A 21,541-nucleotide genomic window follows, 5' to 3' on the forward strand; every position below is an offset into this window, starting at 1 on the left:
TATCCGCTTATAGTATAATTGTTAAAGATTATTACCGTTGTAAACTAGGCGGGTGAAGCGATGCAGGAAGAAACGCTGACCAAGCACGAGCAGATCATTCGATATATCGAGGAATTGAGCGTAGGAACGCACATCTCTGTCCGTAAAATTGCCCAGGCCCTCGAAGTGAGCGAGGGAACGGCCTACCGCGCGATGAAGGAAGCGGAAAGTCTGGGCTATGTCAGCACGAAGGACCGTACGGGCACGGTGCGGGTGGAGAAAAAAGAACCGCAGCCGATCGACAAGCTGACGTTCGCCGAGGTGGTCAACATTGTGGACGGCGAGGTGCTCGGCGGCGCGAGTGGCCTTCATAAGTCTTTGAATAAATTCGTGATCGGGGCGATGCAGCTCGAAGCGATGAAACGCTACATCGAGCCGGGCAATCTGCTGATTGTCGGCAACCGCACCCAGGCGCATCTTTATGCGTTGGGGCAGGGTGCTGGTATACTCGTGACGGGCGGCTTCCAGACGCTGGACGAGGCCAAGGAGCTGGCCGACGAGCTCGAGCTGCCGATTATCAGCACCAGCTACGATACGTTTACCGTGGCGACGAAGATCAACCGCGCGATTTACGACCAGCTGATCAAGAAAAAAATTATGCTCGTCCGCGACATTATCCGGGCTGATGCCCGGGTCTATTCGCTCCGCGCCGAGGATACCGTCTCGGACATACGCCATTGGATGGATGAAACCGGACATACCCGCTTCCCGGTCGTGGACGAACGGAACAAGCCGATCGGCATGGTGACGGCGAAGGACGTCGTCGGAGCCGAAGCCGGACAGCCGATTCACCAGCTCATGACGCTGGACCCGCTTACCGTAAGCGACCAGGCGCCCGTTGCCTCGGTCAGCCATACGATGGTGTGGGAGGGCATCGAACTGCTGCCCGTGGTCGGCAAGGACGGGAGAATGGTCGGCGTAATCAGCCGGGACGATGTGCTCAAAGCGATGCAGTATTTGCAAACGCAGCCGCAGCACGGGGAAACCCTCGAGGATCAAATATGGTCCGGCATGGAGAAGGTGCGGGGCAAGGACGGCGAATTTTATTACCAGGGAACCGTTACCGCCCAGATGACCAATCCGGTCGGGACGGTGTCGGAAGGTATTTTGACGACCCTGATGAGTCAGGTCGCGATCCGCACGATCCGGGAACAAAAAAGAGGCGATTTGATCGTGGACAGCTCCTCGAATTATTTTTTGCTGCCGATCCCGATCGATAGCGTGATCGAATGCGTGCCGAACGTGCTGGAGATGAGCCGCAAGTACGGGAAGATCGAAGTGGACATTTTCTGCGACGGGAAACGAATGGCGAAGTCGACGTTTACTTGCCGTTTGACGGATTAGATTTGAAAAGGCAAGCCCCTTGATCGTATTTCAGGTTAAGGGGCTTCGCTTGTTGAGAAAGTGGTCAAATGAGGTAATAGAGGTTACGAAGGGGTGGGGTATCCACTTCCGACCGCTCTTGTCATCAGGAAATTTGATTGGAAGCCGCTTAGTAGCGGACATTTCCCGATGACAAAGGCGGCCGCTATCGCTTCTCCTGTGGACACCCCACCTCCGTTTGCATCTCTATTTTTGTTTAGACCACATTCTCAACTTTGAAGCCCCTTGACCGTATTTAAGGTTAAGGGGCTTGCATTTTTGTAGTAGAATAGGTCTTTAAGCCAGCACTTTCTTGAACTCTTGGGTGAGCAGTGGGACGATCTCGAACAGATCGCCGACGATGCCGTAATCGGCGATTTTGAAGATCGGCGCTTCCGGGTCTTTATTGATCGCGATAATGACGCGCGATTGGCTCATCCCGGCCAAGTGCTGAATGGCGCCGCTGATGCCGCAGGCGATATAGACCTCCGGCGTCACGACTTTGCCGGTCTGTCCGATCTGCAGCGCGTAGTCGCAGTAGCCTGCGTCGCACGCGCCGCGGGAGGCGCCGATGGCGGCGTTCAATGCTTCGGCCAGCGGCTCGAGCGTGCGGAACCCGTCGGCGCTCTTCACACCCCGGCCGCCGGATATAACGATTTTTGCTTCCGTCAGATCGACCTTGCCAGACGCTTTGTGCACCACGTCCTTTACGACGGAACGCAGGTCGGCAGCGGGGGAGAAAGGAGTGGCGGCGATTTCCGCTTGCGAGCCGGAGACGGCTTCGGCGGCGGGCACGTTATTCGGCCGGATCGTGATCACCATCGGGCTTTGGGTAAACCGCTTCTTCTCGAACGCTTTGCCCGCGTAAAGCGGACGCGTGAAGGACAGGCCGTCGCCCGTCTTCTCCAGCGCGATGACGTCGGAAATTTGTCCCGCCTGCAGGTGAGCGGCGATCTTGGGGGCCAAGTCTCGGCCGATGGCGGTATGGCCGAACAGAACGGCGTGCGGATTCGCTGCGTCAAGAATGCCCTTCAATGCGGAGAAATACGTCTCCGGATTATAGTGAGCGAGCTCCGCATGGTCGACGGACACGACCTGATCGACGCCGTAGCCCGACAGCTCCTGGGCAAACGCGGACAGTCCGTGGCCGAGAAGCGCCGCCACGATCCGGTCGCCGTCGTCTTTGACCAGCCTGGCCGCTTGAATCGTTTCGAAGGTAACTTGACGGAGCTTGCCGCCCCGGATTTCCGCAAAGATCACATAGGTTTTGCTCATATCGATTCCCTCCCTTTGGCATTAAAGCGCTTTGGCTTCCGTACGAAGCAGATGAACGAGCTGCGAGACTTGCTGCTGCGGATCGCCCTGCAGCACTTGTCCCGCTTTGCGCTCCGGCGGGAGCGAGAGGGTGTCGCGCGCCGTTTTCGGGGCGATATCCGCTGCGGTTAAGCCCAAGTCATCCAGCGTCAGCTGCTGGAACGGCTTTTTCTTCGCTTTCATGATGCCGGGCAAGGAAGGATAGCGGGGCTCATTCAAGCCTTGCTGCGCCGTGAACAAGACCGGCAGCGCGACCTCCAGCGTCTCGGTGTCCCCTTCGGCGTCGCGCTGCGCCGTCGCTTGGCTGCCGCTCAGCTCCAGCTTCACGATGGACGATACGTGTGGGATGTTCAGCAGGTGGGCGACGCGGATCGCGACCTGCCCTGCGCCGTGATCGACGGAGAAATTGCCGCCGAGCACGAGATCGTACGAATGCTTCCCGAGGTAAGCGGCAAGCACTTTGGACACGGCGAACTCGTCGCCGGAGATGCGCTCGTCCGAGATCAAGACGGCTTCGTCCGCGCCCATTGCCAGCGCGGTCCGCAGCGCTTCGGCGCAGCGCTCTGGGCCGATCGAGACGACGACAATGCTGCCGCCATGCTCTTCCTTCAGCCGGATCGCTTCCTCTACGGCATATTCGTCGTACGGATTGATGACGAATTTCGCCCCGTCCTCCGATACCTCTCCGTCACGGATGACGATTTTCTCCTCCGTATCGAACGTTTGCTTCGTCAGTACATAAATGTTCATAAGTCCAATACCCCTCCCATACAAAATAAAGACAATAATAAATAACGTATTAAGCCTTCAACCCTTGTATGAAAAACTCTACGGTTTTCTCGACCTGCGCCGCGAGCGAATATTTGCGGCCGGCGATCAACCATGAAGTGACTACCTCGTCCATGGAGCCGAACACGAGCAGGCGCGTCAGCTTGACGTCCAGGTTAGCCCGGAAGATGCCTTCTTCGATGCCTTGGTGCAGCACCTTTTCGATCAGCTCGATATACGTCTTGACGACAAGGCCGATTTCCTTGCGCAGCTCCAGCGAGCTTTGGCGCAGCTCGATTTGGGTGACGAACGCCAGATCGACGTTTTGCTCCAGCATCGTGTAGTGGATCTCGCAAATTTTGCGGAGCGCTTCGTCTGCGGAGTCCGTCTCGTTGATGCTGCTGTGAAATTGACCGACCAGGTCGCCCAATTTTTTTTGGAAGAGAGAAATAAGAATGTCTTCCTTGTTTTTAAAATATAAATAGATCGTTCCGTCTGCTACGCCGGCTTCCTTGGCAATCCGGGAAACCTGCGCGTTGTGATAGCCGTTTTCGGCGATGACTTTCAGTGCCGCATCCAGTATCAAATTGTATTTCTCCATTTTTTTGCTTGCCATCCAATCACCACCATGTTATTATTCAATCAGAAACTGAATGAGCATTCATTCATTTCAATTTCATCTTATGAGAAACGCTGCTACTTGTCAATGTGTTTTGCTCATAAGATTTTTATGGGGGCCTAATGTTATCGCTTTCAAACAAGCCTGCCACAGCTTGGACCTAATTGGACGGAAAGGATGGATGTAACAAATGATGTGGCTCATCGTGAATCTGCTCGCCTTTCTTGCTGTAACAGCATACGCAATCCGCCTGTTTTGGAAAGCCGTGTCTCACCGTTACGCGTATATGAAGCTCGGACAGCCCGTAGATTTCCGGCAGCAGAGCAAGGAGCGGCTGGGCGAGTTTATGGCCGAGATCTTCGGCCAGAAGAAGCTGCTGAAGGACAAAAAAAGCGGAATCATGCACGTCGTTATTTTTTACGGCTTCATCATCCTGCAGTTCGGCGCTCTGGATCTGATCGTGAAAGGGCTGCGCGGAGGGGAGAGCGTATCGTTCCCCGGGTACGCCGTCTTCGGTCTGCTGCAGGAGATTACGGTATTCTCGATCCTCGTGGCGATGGGGTATGCGGTCTACCGCCGCTATGTGGAGAACCTGCCCCGCCTGAAAAAGGGCTGGAAGCCGAGCATCGTCGCCTTCTTTATTTTCGGCTTGATGCTGTCCGTGCTGCTGTCGCTCGCCTTTGAACGGCTCTGGCTTGGCTCGCATACTAGCGCAGCCTACGCTCCGATCTCCTCCGCGATTGCGGCGGCGTTCGAAGGCATATCCGGCCAGACGGCGGCGGCGCTGTTCTATGTATGCTGGTGGCTTCACCTGCTGATCCTGCTCGCATTTCTTGTGTACGTGCCGCAATCGAAGCATTTTCATATTTTGACCGCGCCTATCAATATATGGTTCCGCCGCAAGGAGCCGGTAGGACGGCTGAAAAAGCTGGATCTGGAAGACGAAGAAGCCGAATCGTTCGGCGTCGGCAAGATCGAGGATTTTACGCAAAAGCAAATGCTCGATTTCTACGCCTGCGTCGAATGCGGACGCTGCACGAGTGTATGCCCGGCCTCGAACACCGGCAAGACGCTGTCGCCGATGCACCTGATCGTTAAACTGCGCGACCATCTGACGGAAAAAGGCACCGCCGTGACGTCCAAATCCCCTTGGGTGCCGGAGTTCGCGTTCTCCGCAGCAGGGGCCCATTCGATGGAGGCGGCGGCCGAGCCGGGCGTCCGGTGGAAGACCGAAGGGATCACGGATATTCGTCCAACGCTGGCATGGCAGAAGAACGCTTGGAAGGTGCAGGAGAAGCCGGCGGAGGAAGCCGAGCTGATCGGCGACGTGATGACGGAGGACGAGATCTGGTCCTGTACGACGTGCCGCAACTGCGAAGACCAATGTCCGGTCGGCAACGAGCACGTGGACAAAATTGTCGATCTGCGCCGGCATCTCGTCCTGATGCAGGGCAGCATGCCGCACGAGGGTCAGCGCGCGATGCAAAATATCGAGCGGCAGGGCAATCCGTGGGGACTCAGCCGCAGCGACCGGGTGAAGTGGACCGGCGAGATCGACGGCATCACGGTCCCGACGGTCAAGGAAAACCCGGATTTCGAGTACTTGTTCTTCGTCGGCTCGATGGGCTCTTACGATCTGCGCAGCCGCAAAGTATCGCGGGCATTTGCCCGGCTGCTTCACGAGGCCGGCGTCAGCTTCGCGATTCTCGGCAACGAAGAGAAAAATTCCGGCGACACGCCGCGCAGGCTCGGCAACGAAATGTTGTTCCAGCAGCTGTGCGCGGAAAATATCGCCGTTTTCGAGAAATATGGCGTCAAAAAAATCGTCACCGCTTGTCCGCATACGTACAACACGCTCAAAAACGAGTACCCGGACTTCGGGCTGGAGGGCGTGGAGGTGCTTCACCATACGGAGCTGCTGGACCGGCTTATCCGGTCGGGCAAGCTGACGCCGCGCCATGCGGTGAACGAGCGGATCACGTATCACGATTCGTGTTACCTGGGCCGCTACAACAACGTTTACGAGCAGCCGCGCAATGTACTGCGCGCGATCCCCGGCGTCGAGCTCGTCGAGATGGAGCGCACCCGCGAGAACGGGATGTGCTGCGGCGCGGGCGGCGGTATGATGTGGATGGAGGAAACGTCGGGCAAGCGCGTCAATCTGGCGCGGACCGAGCAGGCGCTCGAAACGAACCCGACGGTCATCAGCAGCGCGTGCCCGTACTGCCTGACCATGATGGAGGACGGCACGAAGATGAAGGAAGCGGAAGACCGCGTCAAGACGAGAGATATCGCTGAAATACTGGAGCAATCCGTATTCGGCGAATCCCATATACAACCGGCGAACGATGCAATCGGCGTGGGCGGATCGTAAGAACGGCCCCGCCGCCCCCGTAAGGCGAAGGCTTGGCGGGGGCCGGCGAGTGCCGACATGTTACGCAATGAGATTCGCCCGCCCGGCTGCAAGACGCCGCCGAATGCTTTTTACTCACACGTTTGTTTAAGCAATTTATATCAAAAACGTATTGGGAGGTAAGCAATATCATGATGAGATCGATACGCAAAGCAGCCGTCATCGGGTCGGGTGTCATGGGCTCCGGCATTGCCGCTCATCTGGCGAGTGCCGGGATTCCCTGCCTGTTGCTCGACATCGTTCCGAAGCAGCTGACGGAAGAGGAAGCGGCCAAAGGGCTCACCTTGGAGCATCCGGCCGTGCGCAGCCGGCTGGCCGTCCAAGCGATAGCCAAGCTGAAAAAGACGAAGCCTGCGCCGCTGTACGACGATACTTTCGCGGGGCGCATTACGCCCGGCAATCTGGAGGATCATTTGGCGCAAATTGCGGACGTTGACTGGGTCATCGAAGTGATCGTCGAAAATTTGGACGCCAAAAAACAGCTCCTTAGCAAGATTGAAGCGCACTGGAAAGAAGGCACCATCGTCAGCTCGAATACGTCCGGCATTTCGATCAATGCCATGTCCGCCGATTGCGGCGAAGCGTTCAAGCGCCATTTTCTCGGCACGCACTTTTTCAATCCTCCGCGTTATATGAAGCTGCTTGAGGTGATTCCGGGCGAGCATACCGACCCGGCCATCGTCAGCGGCATGAAGCAGTTCTGCGAAAACCGCCTCGGCAAAGGCGTCGTACTGGCTAAAGATACGCCGAACTTCATCGCCAACCGCATCGGCACGTACGGGCTGCTCGTCACGCTGCAGGAAATGCAGGAGAAGGGGTACCGCGTCGAAGAGGTGGACGCCGTGACAGGTCCGGCGCTCGGCCGCCCGAAAAGCGCGACGTTCCGGACACTCGATCTCGTCGGACTCGACACGTTCGTGCATGTGGCGAATAACGTATATGAGAACGTCTCGGACGAAACCGAGAAGGCCGTGTTTGCCGAATCGCCTGTACTGCGCGGCATGGTGGACAAAGGCTGGCTCGGCGAGAAGTCGGGACAAGGCTTTTATTTGAAGAAAAAAGGGCCGAACGGCACCGAAATTTTGTCGCTCGACTTCTCGACCATGGACTATGTGCCGCAGAAAAAAGCAGCCTCCGTTTCGCTGGAAGCGGCGAAGCTGGCGAAGGGCGCGCGGGAGAAAACGAAGGCGCTGCTCGGAGCGGGCGACCGTTACTCCGAGCTGGCGTGGAACATTTTGAAGAAGGTGCTTGTGTACTCGGCCGCCAAGCTCGGCGAAATTGCCGATTCGATCCGCGAGATCGACGAAGCGATGAAATGGGGCTTCGGCTGGGAGCTCGGCCCGTTCGAAACATGGGACGCCATCGGACTGGTCCGGTCGGTGGGGCGGATGGAAGCGGAAGGCACGGCCGTTCCCGGCTGGGTGAAGGAGTGGATCGCGCAGGGCAATACGTCGTTCTACAAGAAGCAGGACGGCGCCGCGTTCTACGTGCACGGCGGGCAGTATAAGGAGCTGGAAACGGCGCCGGAAGTCATCTCGCTGCGCAGCCTGAAGGAGCAGAACCGCGTCGTGAAATCCAACAGCGGTGCAAGCCTCATCGACCTTGGCGACGGGGTCGCGTGCCTCGAATTCCATTCGCCGAACAATGCGATCGGGGCGGACATTCTGACGATGATCCAGCAAAGCTTGGACGAAGTGCGGAGCAACTACGACGGGCTCGTCATCGCCAACCAGGGGCGGAACTTCTGCGTGGGCGCAAATCTGATGATTTTGCTCATGGAAGCGCAGGACGAGGAATGGGACGAAATCGACGGCATCATCCGCCTGTTCCAGAACACGATGTACAAAGTCAAGCGCTTCGAAAAGCCGGTCGTGGCGGCGCCGCACCGGATGGCGCTTGGCGGCGGCGTGGAAGCGTGCATGCCGGCGGACCAAATCGTCGCTGCGGCGGAAACGTACTTCGGCCTGGTGGAGGTCGGCGTCGGCCTGATTCCGGCCGGGGGCGGCTGCAAGGAGATGGCGCTTCGCGTAAGCGAGCTTGCCGCGCATCCGGACGCTAATCTGCAGCCGTACTTGAACCAGGCGTTTGAGACGATCGGCACGGCGAAGGTATCGGCCAGCGGCCACGATGCGTTCAAGCTGGGGCTGTTTAAGCCGACGGACCGGATTGTCATCAATCAGGACCACTTGATTCACGAAGCGAAGCAGTCCGTGCTGCGCATGGTGAAAGCCGGCTACGAGCCGATTCGCGAAGAAAAAATCCGCGTCGCCGGAGCCGAAGGCAAAGCGGTTATGCAGCTCGGCGCTTATTCGATGCGGCAGAGCGGCTATATCAGCGATCACGATGTGAAAATTGCCAATAAGCTGGCGCATGTGCTGGCCGGCGGCGATGTGCCTGCAGGCTCGCTGGTGACGGAGCAGTACATGCTCGATCTGGAGCGCGAGGCGTTCCTGAGCTTGTGCGGCGAGTCGAAAACGCAGCAGCGCATGCAGCACATGCTGTCCAAAGGCAAAGCGCTGCGCAATTAATAATCCCGGGAGAGGTGAAACCCATGAGAGAAGCTGTAATCGTATCGGTCGCCCGCACCGCGGTCGGCAAAGCGAAAAAAGGCCGCTTGGCCCAAACGCGCGCGGAGGATATGGGCAAGACCGTGCTCGAAGCCGCTGTGGAGCGGGCGCCCGGTCTGAAGAAAGAGGATGTTGAAGATATCATCATCGGCTGCGCGATGCCAGAAGGCGAGCAGGGGCTTAACTTCGCCCGCATCATGTCGCTCTATGCCGGTTTTCCGGTGACCGTGCCGGCGCTCACGATCAACCGTTTTTGCTCATCCGGCCTGCAATCGATCGCTTTCGCGGCGGAGCGGATTATGCTCGGTTCGGCCGACGTGATCGTCGCCGGCGGCGTCGAGAGCATGAGCCACGTGCCGATGACCGGATTCAAGCTGTCGCCGAATCCGAAGATTGTGGAGCAAATGCCGGAGGTCTATATCGGCATGGGCCATACGGCCGAAAATGTCGCCGATCGGTTCGGCATTTCCCGTGAGGATCAGGACCGGTTCTCCGCGCGTTCCCACGAAAAAGCGGCGGCTGCGATCCGCGACGGGAAATTCCGCGACGAAATCGTTCCGCTGAAGACGCAATGGACGCAGGTGGACGACAGCGGGAAGGTCAAGAGCGAGTCGTTCGCGTTCGATACGGACGAAGGCGTGCGCGCCGAGACGACGGCCCAGGTACTGGGCAAGCTGAAGCCGTCCTTCAAGCTGAGCGGCACGGTAACGGCGGGCAACTCGTCCCAAATGAGCGACGGCGCAGCCGCAGCCGTGCTGATGAGCAAGGAGCGCGCGGAAGCGCTCGGCTTAAAGCCGCTCGCGACGTTCCGTTCGTTCGCGCTGGCCGGGGTCGATCCGGAAATTATGGGCGTCGGGCCGGTGGAGGCCATTCCGAAAGCGCTCCGTATGGCCGGGCTTTCGATCGGCGATGTCGATTTGTTCGAAATTAACGAAGCGTTCGCGTCCCAATGCGTGCACATCATCCGTGAGCTCGGATTGGACGAAGAGAAGGTCAATGTGAACGGCGGCGCGATCGCGCTCGGCCATCCGCTCGGATGCACGGGGACGAAGCTGACTACGACGCTGATTCACGAGCTGCGCCGTAGAGGCGGCGGCATCGGTGTCGTCTCGATGTGCATCGGCGGCGGCATGGGCGCGGCCGGTGTGTTCGAGGTTCATGCGGGCTAAAACCATGTGAAAAAAAGCGGAGGGAGCGGAATCATTCTGGAGAAGCGTCAGCGCTCGCCTTTGTTCCCGGATTCTAACCACTAAATGGGTTATATAATCAAAGACTCCGGGGACAACAGCGATCGGAAGAATGATCCGCTCATGCAGCATTCTTTTTCACCCATCCCAAATAAACGAAGGAGAGATTCGGACATGAGCAAAATGATGAGCAAAGTGGTCGGCGGAAGCTTTATTATCGAAGATATCGATTTTACCCGGGTCGTGACCCCGGAGGACTTTACGGAAGAGCATCGCATGATCGCGAAGACGACGGAAGACTTCGTCGCCGGCGACATCGCTCCGCACGACGAAGAGATCGAGAAGCTCGATTACGAGCTGTCCGTGAAAATGCTGCGCAAGGCCGGGGAGCTCGGCCTGCTCGGCGCGGAAGTACCGGAAGCGTACGGCGGGCTCGGCCTTGACAAGGTCAGCTCGACGCTGATCAACGAGCGGCTGACCAAGGCTTCCGCCTTCGCGCTGACCGTGGGCGCGCACGTCGGGATCGGCACGCTGCCGATCGTGTATTTCGGCACCGAAGCGCAGAAGAAAAAATATTTGCCGCTGCTTGCGACCGGCCAGAAAGTCGCTGCCTACTGCCTGACCGAGCCGTCCTCCGGCTCCGACGCGTTGGGCGCGAAAGCGACGGCGGTCTTGTCCGAGGACGGCACCCATTATATTCTTAACGGTACAAAGCAGTTTATTACGAACGCCGGCTTTGCCGACGTGTTCATCGTGTACGCCAAAGTGAACGGAACCGACTTCAGCACGTTCATCGTCGAACGGACGATGGAAGGCGTAAGCATCGGGCCGGAAGAGAAGAAAATGGGCATCAAAGGCTCGTCCACGTGCCCGCTTATTCTGGAAGACGTGAAGGTGCCGGTGGAGAACTTGCTGTGGGAGGTTGGCAAGGGCCACCTGATTGCCTTCAACATCCTGAACATCGGCCGCTTCAAGCTTGCCGCAGGCTGCGTCGGAGCCGCCAAGGATGCGATTGAGCTTTCGGCCAAATATGCCAACGAGCGTACGCAATTCGGACGCAAAATTTCGTCCTTCCCGCTCATCGGAGCCAAGCTGGCCGACATGAACATCCGCACGTATGTGCTGGAAAGCATGGTGTACCGGACCGCAGGCTTGTTCGACGAAGGCTTGAACGAAGTCGATCACGGCAGCGCCAACGTCGGGCAGCAATCGGCCAAAGCGATCGCCGAGTATGCGCTCGAATGCTCGATCAACAAAGTGTTCGGCTCCGAAACGCTGGACTTCGTGGCCGACGAGGGCGTGCAGATTCACGGCGGCTACGGGTTTACTCAGGAATACCGGATCGAGCGCATTTACCGGGATTCCCGCATTAACCGCATTTTCGAAGGCACGAACGAAATTAACCGGCTTCTGATCCCCGGAACGCTGATCAAGCGCGCCATGAAGGGGGAGCTGCCTTTGATGCAAAAAGCGATGGGACTGCAATCCGAGCTGCTCTCGCTGGTGCCGGGGCAAACGTTCGAAGGAACGCTGGAGCAGGAGAACCATTTGCTGGCTATGGCGAAAAAAATATTTCTTATGGTCGGTGCGCAAGCGGTGCAAAAATATCAAACGAAGCTGGACCAGGAGCAGGAAATTTTGAGCCACTTGGCCGACATCATGATTTCCGTCTTCGGGATGGAAAGCGCGCTGCTGCGCGCGAAGAAGCAGATCGCCGCAGGCGGCGAAGGCAAAGCCCTGAACGCCACGGACATGACGACCGTTTTCATCCACGAATCGTTCGCGCGGATCGAGGAATGGGCGAAAGAAGCGCTGGCCGCGATGGAATCCGGCGATATGCTGCGTACCCAATTGTCTGTCCTGAAAAAACTGACTCGCAAAACCCCGATCAATGCGATCGAAATCAAGCGTGAGATCGCTTCTCGCGTCATCGAAGCCGAAAAATACGTAGTTTAAGCTGAAACCTGACAAATGGGGTGGTCGAACTTGTCCGACAAGCCATGGTTAAGACATTATCCTGTCGAAGTGCCATCGACCTGCGAATACCCGAAGCAAAACTTAGCGCATTTTTTGGTACAAACGGCTTCGGACTATCCGAACCATACGGCCTTATACTTTTTGGGCAAAAAAATAACGTATCGTCAATTGCTTCATTCCGCTTACCGCTTTGCGAACGCCCTTGCGAACCTGGGCGTTCGCAGGGGGGACCGGGTCGCGGTGATGCTGCCTAACTGCCCGCAGGCGGTGATTGCCTATTACGGGACGCTGCTCATGGGCGGCATCGTCGTCATGACCAATCCGATGTATATGCCGCGGGAGCTGGAATACCAGATGAAGGACTCCGGGGCCCATGTGATCGTCACGCTCGATCTGCTGTACGAGCGCGTCGCGAAGGTGGTCCCGCTGACCGGGATCAAGCAAGTGATCGTTACTTCCATCAAAGATTATCTTCCTTTTCCCAAGAATGTGCTTTATCCGTTAAAGGCCAAGAAAGACAATTTGAAACGAGACGTTGTCTACGGAAACGGCGTCGCTTCGTTTATGGAGCTGCTGGAGCAGGCGACGGCAACGCCGCACGAGGCGACGGTCGAGGCCGACCGCGATCTGGCGCTGCTTCAATATACGGGCGGCACGACCGGCATTCCGAAGGGCGTCATGCTGACACATACGAATCTGATCGCCAATACGATGCAAAGCAGGCTTTGGTCGTACCGCTCGCAAATTGCGAAGGAAACGTATTTGGCGGTCCTGCCTTTTTTTCATGTGTTCGGGATGACGGTGCTGCTCAATCAAGCCGTGTATACGGCAGGCACGTTGATTTTGATTCCCCGCTACGAGGTGAATCAAGTGCTGCAAACGATCGACAAGCTGAAGCCGACCGTTTTTCCCGGCGCGCCGACGATGTATATTTCGCTCATTCACCATCAGAACATCAAGCGTTTCGACTTGTCGTCCATCCAGTTCTGTATCAGCGGCTCGGCATCTCTGCCGCTGGAAGTACAGGAATCGTTCGAATCGATTACGGGCGGCAAGCTGATCGAAGGGTACGGCTTGACCGAAGCGTCCCCCGTGACGCATGCCAATAACATTTGGGAGAAGCGCAAGCTCGGCTCCATCGGGATCCCGTTCCCCGATACGGATGCCCGGATCGTGAACCCGGAGACGGGCGAGGAAATGCGGCTCGGCGAAATCGGAGAGCTGACGGTCCGCGGTCCGCAAGTCATGAAGGGCTATTGGAACAAGCCGGAGGAAACCGGGAAAGTATTGAAGGACGGCTGGCTCTATACGGGTGACTTGGCCCGAATGGACGAGGAAGGGTACTTTTACATTTTGGACCGGCGCAAGGACATGATTATTGCGAGCGGTTACAACATTTATCCGCGCGAGGTCGAAGAAGTATTGTACGAGCATCCCGATGTGGAGGAGGCCGTCGTCGCAGGAATCATCGATACCTATCGCGGAGAAACGGTCAAGGCGTATATCGTACTGAAGCCGGGGGCGAAGGGTGATGCCGATTCGTTCAAGGCTTGGTGCAAGGAGCGGCTTGCGGCGTACAAGGTGCCGAAGCAGTATGAGTTCCGGGACAGCTTGCCAAAAACGATGGTAGGGAAAGTGCTTCGCCACAAGCTGGCGGAGGAAGAAGCGGAGAAGCTCAAGAAAAACGGCTAGGACGCTTACATTTTATTTCCGGGAGGGCCTGGTATGGACAATCAAGCATCGGCATTTATCAAACGCCTGGAACAAGCGGCACGCGGATCGTTCTGGGAACATATCGGAGCCCGGATCGATACGTTCGCTCCGGATCGGGCGTCCGTATCGCTGAGCATCCAGCCGCATCATCATAATCTGATCGGCATCGTGCACGGCGGCGTCCACGCTACGCTGCTCGACTCCGCCATGGGGCTTGTCGCCATGGCTGCGAAGCCGAACGAGAACGTCGTCACGACGAACCTGAATCTGCATTATATGGCCCCGATTGCCAAGGGGGAGATGAAAGTCACCGCCGAGATCATACACAGCTCCGGGCGTATGATCACCGCGCAAGGACATGTGTATAACGAAGAAGGGCAGTTGTGCGCCTTCGGCACCGGAACGTTCCGCATCGTCGAATGGCGGGGGAATCCATAAACCGGGTTGACGCGGCACTATCGTGAGGAGGAAGGAGGGAAGGACGGCAAATGACGGTTAAGGAAAGTTTACAGGAGTTGGTGGAGCGGATGCAGGAGAATCCGGAGCCGATCCGGCCGCTTCATTACGTATATCAGTTCGATTTAGACGAAAACGAGCCGTTTCAGGTCCGCTTCGATTCCGGCACCGTCGAGGTGCTGGAAGGAACGCCCCATCCGGCCGACTGCACGCTCAAGCTGTCGGCGTCCAATTTCGTTAAGCTGCTTCGCAACGATTTGAACACGACGATGGCGTTCATGCTCGGCTCGCTCAAAGTGGACGGGCGTGTAGGCCTGGCTTTGAAGCTTCAGGAAATTTTGAAGGCGTATTGAATCGGCGGCCGCCCCCGGCATTTTACCGGGAGGCGGCTTTCGCTCGTCTAGACTGCCATTCAAATTTGAAAGAAGAGGCCCTGTGGATGTTCACGCCGACCGGCGTCGTTCAGCCAGCCGCTCTGCTCTTGCTTTTATTGCCAAGCTCGCTTTGCACAAGCTGACTCAAATAAGCCAAGAGCTGCGGGCGCAGCTCCTCTCTCTGCAGTCCAATCTCCATCATCGCCCGGATATACCCGAATTTGTCTCCGATGTCGTAGCGCGTCCCCTGCAGTTCCAGCGCAAGCAGGCCTTCCTGGCGGCACGCTAGTTGCAGTGCGTCCGTGAGCTGAAACTCGTTCCCCGCTCCCCTCGTGATCGTTCGCAGAAAGGAAAAAATCGAGGGCTTCAATACGTATCTTCCCATAATTGCCAATTGGGATGGGGCCGACTCCGGAGCAGGCTTTTCCACAAGATTTCCCACCTTGAAAACTCCGTTTTGCTGCTCCACAGGCGCAACGATCCCGTACTTGTTGACCTCCTCCCGAGGAACCGGCTTGACGCCGACGACCTGCTGGTCGCAAACGTCAAATACATGCATCAACTGCTTTATTGCCGGAGGGTCGGACACCATGATGTCATCGCCAAGCAGCACGGCAAACGGTTCCTCCCCGACAAACGGCTCCGCGCACAAAACGGCATGCCCCAGCCCGAGCGGCTCCTTTTGGCGAACGTAGTGGATATTCGCGAGCCCGCTGATCTTTTGAACCTGAGTCAGCAGCTCCCATTTTCCTTTTTCCTCCAGCGATTGTTCCAGCTCGAACGACTTATCAAAATGATCCTGAATAGACGTTTTGTTTCGTCCCGTGACGATGAGAATGCTCTCAATGCCAGCTTGAACGGCCTCCTCGACAATATACTGGATCGCCGGTTTATCGACGACCGGCAGCATTTCCTTGGGCTGCGCCTTCGTCGCAGGCAAAATCCGGGTACCCAAACCGGCTGCAGGAATTACGGCTTTTTTGACTTTCATGCGGACTCACTCCTTTGGATCAGATTCGCCGGTCCCGATGCGGCAAACACCCAGAATCGGCTCCCTAAATAATTGACGATCATTCCTGCGCCCATCGCGCCTAACTTGCTAACCGGCATTGGCAACTGCTTGTACTCGTGCAACCAGACCAGCAAAGCCGTGCTCATAGAAAAAATCAACAGGTTGAGCGCGCAAAATTTCATCCATTCCGCCGGACGGGACTTTCCTTTTTGGCCGAAGGTCCATGTCCGGTTCATGAAGTAGCTATTCAGCAGCCCGCAGACGAAAGCGGCGCCCTGCGCGGCCAGGTAGGGCATGCTGCTCAATGTAAGCACGGTAAATACCGTCAGATCGATTCCCGTATTGATCGCACCGGTCACACAAAACCTTACGATTGAAACCCACTTCCTGTTCATATCAACCAATGCCCTTCAGTTTTTTTGCTTTCTTTTCCAAGCCGTAGCATTCCCGTACAATATATAGCGGACGGTCCCTGGCTTCGTCGTAAATACGTCCGATGTATTCGCCAAGCATACCGAACATGATGAGCATAAAACCGGTCAAAAACAGCTGTAAAATCGCAAGCACATGCCATCCGGCGATCGCTTTGCCGTCAAATAATTTGAAGTAAAGCACAACTGCCAAGTAGAGCAGGCCGGAGAGCGACAGAAGCCCTCCTGCGTAACCTGCCAATTTCAACGGTTTAAAGGAAAACGAAGTCAGCCCGTCCATGGAAAGCTTGATCATCTTTTTGAGCGAATATTTCGTTTCTCCCGCCAGACGCTCGTCGCGGACATATTCGACGGCGGTTTGCCGAAAGCCGACCCAACTCACCAGTCCGCGGACAAACCGGCTTTTCTCCGGCAGCCGCTTCATTTCGTCGCACACTTTCCGGTCGATGAGGCGGAAATCCCCCGTGTCCAACGGAATCGAAATATCCGTGGCCGCCCGTAGCACGCGATAGAACAGGCGCGCCGTTTGCTTTTTGAAAAAGGTTTCGCCTTTCCGTTCCAGCCGCTTCGCGTACACGACGTCGTAGCCTTCCTGCCACTTGGCGATCATCTCCAGGATCAGCTCGGGCGGGTCCTGAAGATCGGCATCGATGACGATGACCGCTTCCCCGGACGCGTAGTCCATACCGGCAGTGATCGCGATCTGATGGCCGAAATTTCGCGAGAAATTAATGAGCTTCACCGTCTCGTCCCAAGCGCTGACTTCCTTGATAATCGCCCCGCTTCGATCCCGGCTGCCGTCATTTACGAACAATAGCTCATAAGACTCGTTTGTATGGCTCATGACCTGCTTGAGCCGCCGGTACGTTTCACGCAGAACGGCTTCCTCGTTGTATACGGGAATAATAACGGAATAAGTGATCATCTCCAGTTCCTCCTATTCTAGGATTGGATTTCATAAAGCGCCATCGCACCGCCCGGACCTTTGCCCATAGGCGATTCTGCGGCCTCGTCCGTGCCGGACTGCCACTGCTCTTTCGCTATTTCCTTGCCGTGCTCCCGAATCCAGCTCAGAACCTCGGTGCTTCCGCCCATGTCTCCTCCGATCCGGAAGCCGGAGTCGGAGCCGGACGGAATCAAGAAATATTTCACTTCTTTGTCGTCGACCAGCTTTTGCAGCTTGCTGACGGTCAGAATCGGGTCCGAGCCCGAGAACCCGCCCATGGCCATGACCGCCTTACCGGTCTGGATAATGTAGGGCGCCGCGGAAGTGGCGCTTGTTGTGGCAAACAAGTAGGTTTCTCCCGTATTGTTCTTCGTCACGTAGTCCAGCAGCTTGGCATCGGTTCTGCTTTCCGTCATCCCCATACGCGGCATACCGTTTTTAGTCCCCGAACGGCTCAACTGCGGCCCCGCTTCAGGCAGCACACTGTTCCCGCCATACAGGAGCGGCGTGACCGCCCAGTAAAGCGGCGCGACCAGTAGAACGAGGATGCCGGTTACAGCCGCGATCGAGGCGAGTTTTTCTCTCATCCCGTACAGGAATAACAGAAGCGATACCACCACGCCCGCCGCTCCGATGCCGGCCAGCCAGCCTATGCCGATTTGCGAACTGTACGGCTGTAGCACGACGAGCTCAAATGCGGTCGTCGCCAAGAGACCTGCGGGCAAAAGCCAGCGTTTCCACCCTTCGCGGAGGCGATAGAACTGCCAAAGCGTCACCCAGCCGCTTCCGGACAGCGCCGCAATCGGCGCAGCCAGCATAATGAGATAATATTGATGGAAAAAGCCCGCTACGCTGAAAAATGCCATTGCCGGAAGCAGCCAGGACAGCCAAAACAACGTTTCCTGTTCCCGTTCCGTCAGTCGCTTCCGTCTGCGAATACCTGCGAGCAGGCCGACGGTGCCGAACGCTGCAAAAGGCAGCAGCCAGCTGATCTGACCCGAAAGCTCGGTTTGGAAGAGCCGCAGCGGACCCGGTTGCCCGGTGTTAAACATGCCGCCGCCCTTTTGGCCAAAAGGCCCTTCGCCATTCATCCCCGGGGGCCGCAGCGGATTGCCGTCTCCTCCGGGCATAGATCCAGGGCCTGGGCCCACCGAACCGCTTTGCTCCGCGGACCTGCCACCGGACATGTGCCGATCCTGCGTCGGCCCCTCGCCTTGGAATGGCTCTCTGGCTTTGTCATCCGGGCCCCGGTTCATGCCGGTCAATCGGGATACTCCGTTATACCCGAGAGCCAGCTCAATTACCGAATTCGTCTGGCTGCTTCCGATGTAGGGGCGGCTATCGGGAGAAACGGTATCGACAATGAGCGCCCAAGAAAGCGAGAGCATAACCATAACGGCGGTGGCGCCGGCCAGGACGGTCAGCTTCTTTTTCCATTCTGCCTTGTAGGCGAGAAGATAAAGCACGACAAACGCAGGGACGACCATGTAGGCCTGAAGCATTTTCTCATTAAAGCCTATTCCGATGACGCCAAATGCCCCCACCGCCCAAAACCAGCTTTCCCGGCGAATGGCCCGGAACAGCATCCAGGTGCCGAGCAGAAGCGTAAATACCAAGAGGCTGTCGACATTGTTGGTCCGGCTTACTGCGGCGGCAATTGGCGTACAAGCGAAGATCAGACTCGCCAAGCGCGCAGCCGGACGGCCGAACGAAGGCTTCACCAGTGCATACACCAACAGCACGGAACCGATCCCCGCCAAAGCCTGCGGCAAAATCACACTCCAGCCGTGCAGCCCGAAGAGATAAGCGTTGACGGTTTGAATCCAGAACGTCACAGGCGGTTTGTCGACCGTGACGTAGCCGGCCGGATCGAAGGAAGCGTAAAAGAAGTTATGGAAGCTTTGCAGCATGCTCGCGACAGCTGAAGTATAGTAGGCGTTCGCATACTGGTCTTTCCAAATGTTGAACAGATTCAAAAAAGCGGATATCAAGGCAATACCGATAAGAGCCGGATCGATACGCCGTATAGGATGTTGTCTCATAGGTCATTTACTCACTCCTGCCGTCATTGATTTCTTAGTTCAAATCTTAAGGTTCGAATCTTAAAGGAACATGAGTGGCAGCTAAGCTTTACTTGAGGATTCGCTGAATATTTGCTGAAAATGGAGCCGTATGAAGCTTCATCTGGATAAAAAGGAAAATATTCGATGCAGCTGTGGAGGAGCCTAAGGCTTCGCCGAGCTGGTAAACCGCGAGGTGACGGATCAAGGCATTACGCTTAAGGTCAAGGAAGTGGTGAACGACGTCTTCCGCCTGTCGATTGTGTACGGACTGGAAAAGGACGGGAAGCCGCTGGATACCGACCTGTTGTTCGAGAACTTTACGCCGACCGATCCCGAGCAAGACCCGTACGTGAACGAATATACGTTTACGGATGAGAACGGGAAGGAGTTAAATCTTAGCCGGCATTGGCAAAAAGTCGGGAACGACAGGATGCTTTACCTTTCGCTGGATGATGTCGCGCCCGGGAAAGAAGTGAAGTCCTTGACCGACCTTCCGAACAAGCTTTTCATCGATTTCAATATCAATCAAATCGGAGAAACGGCGGGGAAATGGCATCTGAACGTGCCGGTCGATCTGTCCAAGGCGAAGGCGTCGACCATGGTCATCCCGCTGAACAAACGGTATGAGTCGCCGTTCGGATTCAGTCTCGACTTCCTTCAGCTCCGCCACGGACCGAGCAAGTCGGAGATGCTTGTTCAAGTCAATGAAACGCAGAAGTGGAAACGATCGTATCAAGTCGACCCTTCCTTCCGTTATCAGATTAAGGACGGACAAGGCCGCGTGATTGCAGCGGAGGATTTTTTACCGTTGCATGACCTGGCCATCGAAAGCAAAAACGCCATCCCGCAATTTGCAATCGGGCAGGGCACCAGCGGAAAAATGCGCTATTGGCATGCGTTCCTGCCCTTCCAAGAAGCCAAAAACTTGAAGCTGGAATTAACGACGCTGTACACGGAGGAGCGAATGGCTAAGGATTTCTCCGTCTCGTTTGACCCGAAGGAAGTTATGAAGCAGCCTCTGACGAAAGAGATCGAGGGCAAAGAGATGGCCTTTACGGCGCGTATGAAAACGGAGGAAGCCAAGGAGCGCTTGTCCGACGGCCGCGAAGCGTTCCAGGGGAAAGGGTGGGTCATTGAAGCCGACCAGCAGCTTGGCGCGGATACGCTTGATTTGAAGTGGGCGCTGCAAGACAGCCAAGGCAGCGAAATGACTCCCGGGCAACAAGTGGCTTTGCTATCGCAGGACGAGCAGGGCAATTACCGCAACCGAACGCTGTTTTTCTTCCAGGACGACGCTGCCGTTCCCGATCGTGTGACGATGACCTACAACCGGTATACGAAGGCCAATCCGGTAAGCTGGAGCATTCCGCTCGAACCGTCGTCCGATCCGGCGCTGCCGGAAGTGCCCAAAGTATACGATATGACCATAGAGGACCTGAACAAACCCGAAATCGTAGCCAAAGCAGAGAAAGCCGTGCGTGAGCTTGTTCCGGGCGAGCCTGTCGAAATGTACGGGGTGACGGAGCTGGACGACCGGTGGTTCCTCCATTTGAAGGGGGAAGATGCCGGCATGGCCATCGTAGATAAAGCAACAGGCGAGCCGTTTATTCTTCGCCGCCATTATACGTACGACAAGCTGGACGGGGCGCTGCGGCAAAAGGCGGAGCAGGCGATGCGGGAGCTGGACTCTGGACAGAACCGGTGGTTCGAATGGGGAGAGCGGCTCAAGATGAAGGACCACAACGAGTGGATCATTTCCGGAGAGCGTGCCGAAGTCGTTATCGATGCGGTCACGGGAGCCGTGACGAAAGCTGCCTTAAAATATTCTCCCAAGGAGGTGAACGAGCAAATTAAAACAGCCGCCGGGCAAGCATACGCAGCGCTGTCGAACGGCAAGGAGATGCGCATAGGAAGTGTGGAGCGGGTAAAAACACCGCTGAAAGACGTCTGGGAACTCGCTGTCCTGGGGAACCGTTTCAACGTAAGTATTGGAGCGGTAACCCGTCAAGTGACATCGGCTGGCTTCACCTATAAAGACGATACATTCGGAGACGAGGCGAAAGCCCGGACGCTCTTCGCGACCCCGTACTATACGGCGGAGAAAGCTCTGGGAGCTGTCGGTCCGGAGGTGAAGAAGCTGTTCGGAATCGATCTGGGGGGCTATCGGGCCAGTGCTCAACTGAACGAGTACACGTTTACGAAGCAAGGAGCGGCGACCGTAAAAGCAAAGGTCAATGCCAAAGGCGACTTTTGGGAATACCGAGTTGAATCCGAGCAAGGCAAGAGCGAATAAGGAGGAG

The 21,541-nt window shown here is 56.6% G+C and carries 16 protein-coding genes; 9 read left to right on the top strand and 7 right to left on the bottom strand.

The window, feature by feature from the left end:
* The first annotated feature begins 60 nt into the window (after positions 1-60).
* Entirely contained in the window at positions 61-1,383 is a 1,323-nt protein-coding gene (locus tag ET33_RS03910) for a DRTGG domain-containing protein (protein ID WP_036676778.1), read from the top strand.
* Positions 1,384-1,698: 315 nt separating this feature from the next.
* Here ET33_RS03910 and ET33_RS03915 read toward each other — a convergent pair whose 3' ends face one another.
* From ET33_RS03915 to ET33_RS03925, 3 genes are read right to left on the bottom strand one after another with little or no spacing between them, the layout of a single operon-like run.
* Positions 1,699-2,676 (bottom strand): electron transfer flavoprotein subunit alpha/FixB family protein, encoded by a 978-nt coding sequence (locus ET33_RS03915; RefSeq protein ID WP_036676780.1) that lies wholly within the window; start codon positions 2,674-2,676, stop codon positions 1,699-1,701.
* Between the two features lie 21 nt (positions 2,677-2,697).
* Positions 2,698-3,465: an electron transfer flavoprotein subunit beta/FixA family protein gene (locus tag ET33_RS03920; RefSeq protein ID WP_036676783.1), complete on the bottom strand. Its 768-nt coding sequence runs from the start codon at positions 3,463-3,465 to the stop codon at positions 2,698-2,700.
* 49 nt (positions 3,466-3,514) lie between these two features.
* Entirely contained in the window at positions 3,515-4,099 is a 585-nt protein-coding gene (locus ET33_RS03925) for a TetR/AcrR family transcriptional regulator (RefSeq protein ID WP_036676785.1), read from the bottom strand.
* Between the two features lie 196 nt (positions 4,100-4,295).
* Between ET33_RS03925 and ET33_RS03930 the strand changes: the two genes are divergently transcribed.
* The 7 genes from ET33_RS03930 to ET33_RS03960 all read left to right on the top strand — a co-directional run bounded on the left by ET33_RS03930 (position 4,296) and on the right by ET33_RS03960 (position 14,768).
* On the top strand, positions 4,296-6,476 hold the full coding sequence (locus tag ET33_RS03930) for a (Fe-S)-binding protein (protein WP_051775121.1): 2,181 nt from the start codon (positions 4,296-4,298) through the stop codon (positions 6,474-6,476).
* A gap of 170 nt (positions 6,477-6,646) precedes the next feature.
* Positions 6,647-9,043 (top strand): 3-hydroxyacyl-CoA dehydrogenase/enoyl-CoA hydratase family protein, encoded by a 2,397-nt coding sequence (locus tag ET33_RS03935; protein WP_036676788.1) that lies wholly within the window; start codon positions 6,647-6,649, stop codon positions 9,041-9,043.
* A gap of 23 nt (positions 9,044-9,066) precedes the next feature.
* Positions 9,067-10,251, top strand: coding sequence for an acetyl-CoA C-acyltransferase (locus tag ET33_RS03940; protein WP_036676790.1), 1,185 nt, complete (start codon positions 9,067-9,069; stop codon positions 10,249-10,251).
* A 192-nt stretch (positions 10,252-10,443) separates the two neighbouring features.
* Positions 10,444-12,225, top strand: coding sequence for an acyl-CoA dehydrogenase family protein (locus ET33_RS03945; protein WP_036676792.1), 1,782 nt, complete (start codon positions 10,444-10,446; stop codon positions 12,223-12,225).
* A 15-nt stretch (positions 12,226-12,240) separates the two neighbouring features.
* Entirely contained in the window at positions 12,241-13,938 is a 1,698-nt protein-coding gene (locus ET33_RS03950) for an AMP-binding protein (protein WP_036676795.1), read from the top strand.
* Positions 13,939-13,971: 33 nt separating this feature from the next.
* Complete coding sequence (locus ET33_RS03955) at positions 13,972-14,397, top strand: PaaI family thioesterase (RefSeq protein WP_036676797.1); 426 nt, start codon at positions 13,972-13,974, stop codon at positions 14,395-14,397.
* Between the two features lie 50 nt (positions 14,398-14,447).
* Positions 14,448-14,768, top strand: a complete 321-nt coding sequence (locus ET33_RS03960) for an SCP2 sterol-binding domain-containing protein (RefSeq protein WP_036676800.1) — start codon at positions 14,448-14,450, stop codon at positions 14,766-14,768.
* Positions 14,769-14,877: 109 nt separating this feature from the next.
* On the opposite strand, the gene galU is transcribed toward ET33_RS03960, so the two are convergent.
* The 4 genes from galU to ET33_RS03980 are packed head-to-tail and all read right to left on the bottom strand — an operon-like array spanning position 14,878 to position 19,220.
* Positions 14,878-15,780, bottom strand: a complete 903-nt coding sequence (galU, locus tag ET33_RS03965; protein WP_036676803.1) for a UTP--glucose-1-phosphate uridylyltransferase GalU — start codon at positions 15,778-15,780, stop codon at positions 14,878-14,880.
* A complete protein-coding gene (locus ET33_RS03970; RefSeq protein WP_036676806.1) occupies positions 15,777-16,196 on the bottom strand; it encodes a GtrA family protein in 420 nt (139 codons plus the stop codon). Before ET33_RS03970 ends, galU begins: the two co-directional genes overlap by 4 nt.
* 1 nt (position 16,197) lies before the next feature.
* Positions 16,198-17,157: a glycosyltransferase family 2 protein gene (locus ET33_RS03975; protein ID WP_036676809.1), complete on the bottom strand. Its 960-nt coding sequence runs from the start codon at positions 17,155-17,157 to the stop codon at positions 16,198-16,200.
* 17 nt (positions 17,158-17,174) lie between these two features.
* Entirely contained in the window at positions 17,175-19,220 is a 2,046-nt protein-coding gene (locus ET33_RS03980) for an ArnT family glycosyltransferase (RefSeq protein ID WP_036676811.1), read from the bottom strand.
* Positions 19,221-19,434: 214 nt separating this feature from the next.
* On the opposite strand from ET33_RS03980, the gene ET33_RS03985 reads away from it, so the two are divergent.
* The gene (locus tag ET33_RS03985; RefSeq protein WP_051775096.1) at positions 19,435-21,534 is read left to right on the top strand and encodes a hypothetical protein; all 2,100 of its coding nucleotides are present in this window, start codon (positions 19,435-19,437) and stop codon (positions 21,532-21,534) included.
* The last annotated feature ends 7 nt before the right edge of the window (positions 21,535-21,541 follow it).

Source organism: Paenibacillus tyrphae (assembly GCF_000722545.1).
In the GTDB taxonomy this organism is placed as follows: Bacteria; Bacillota; Bacilli; order Paenibacillales; family NBRC-103111; genus Paenibacillus_G; species Paenibacillus_G tyrfis.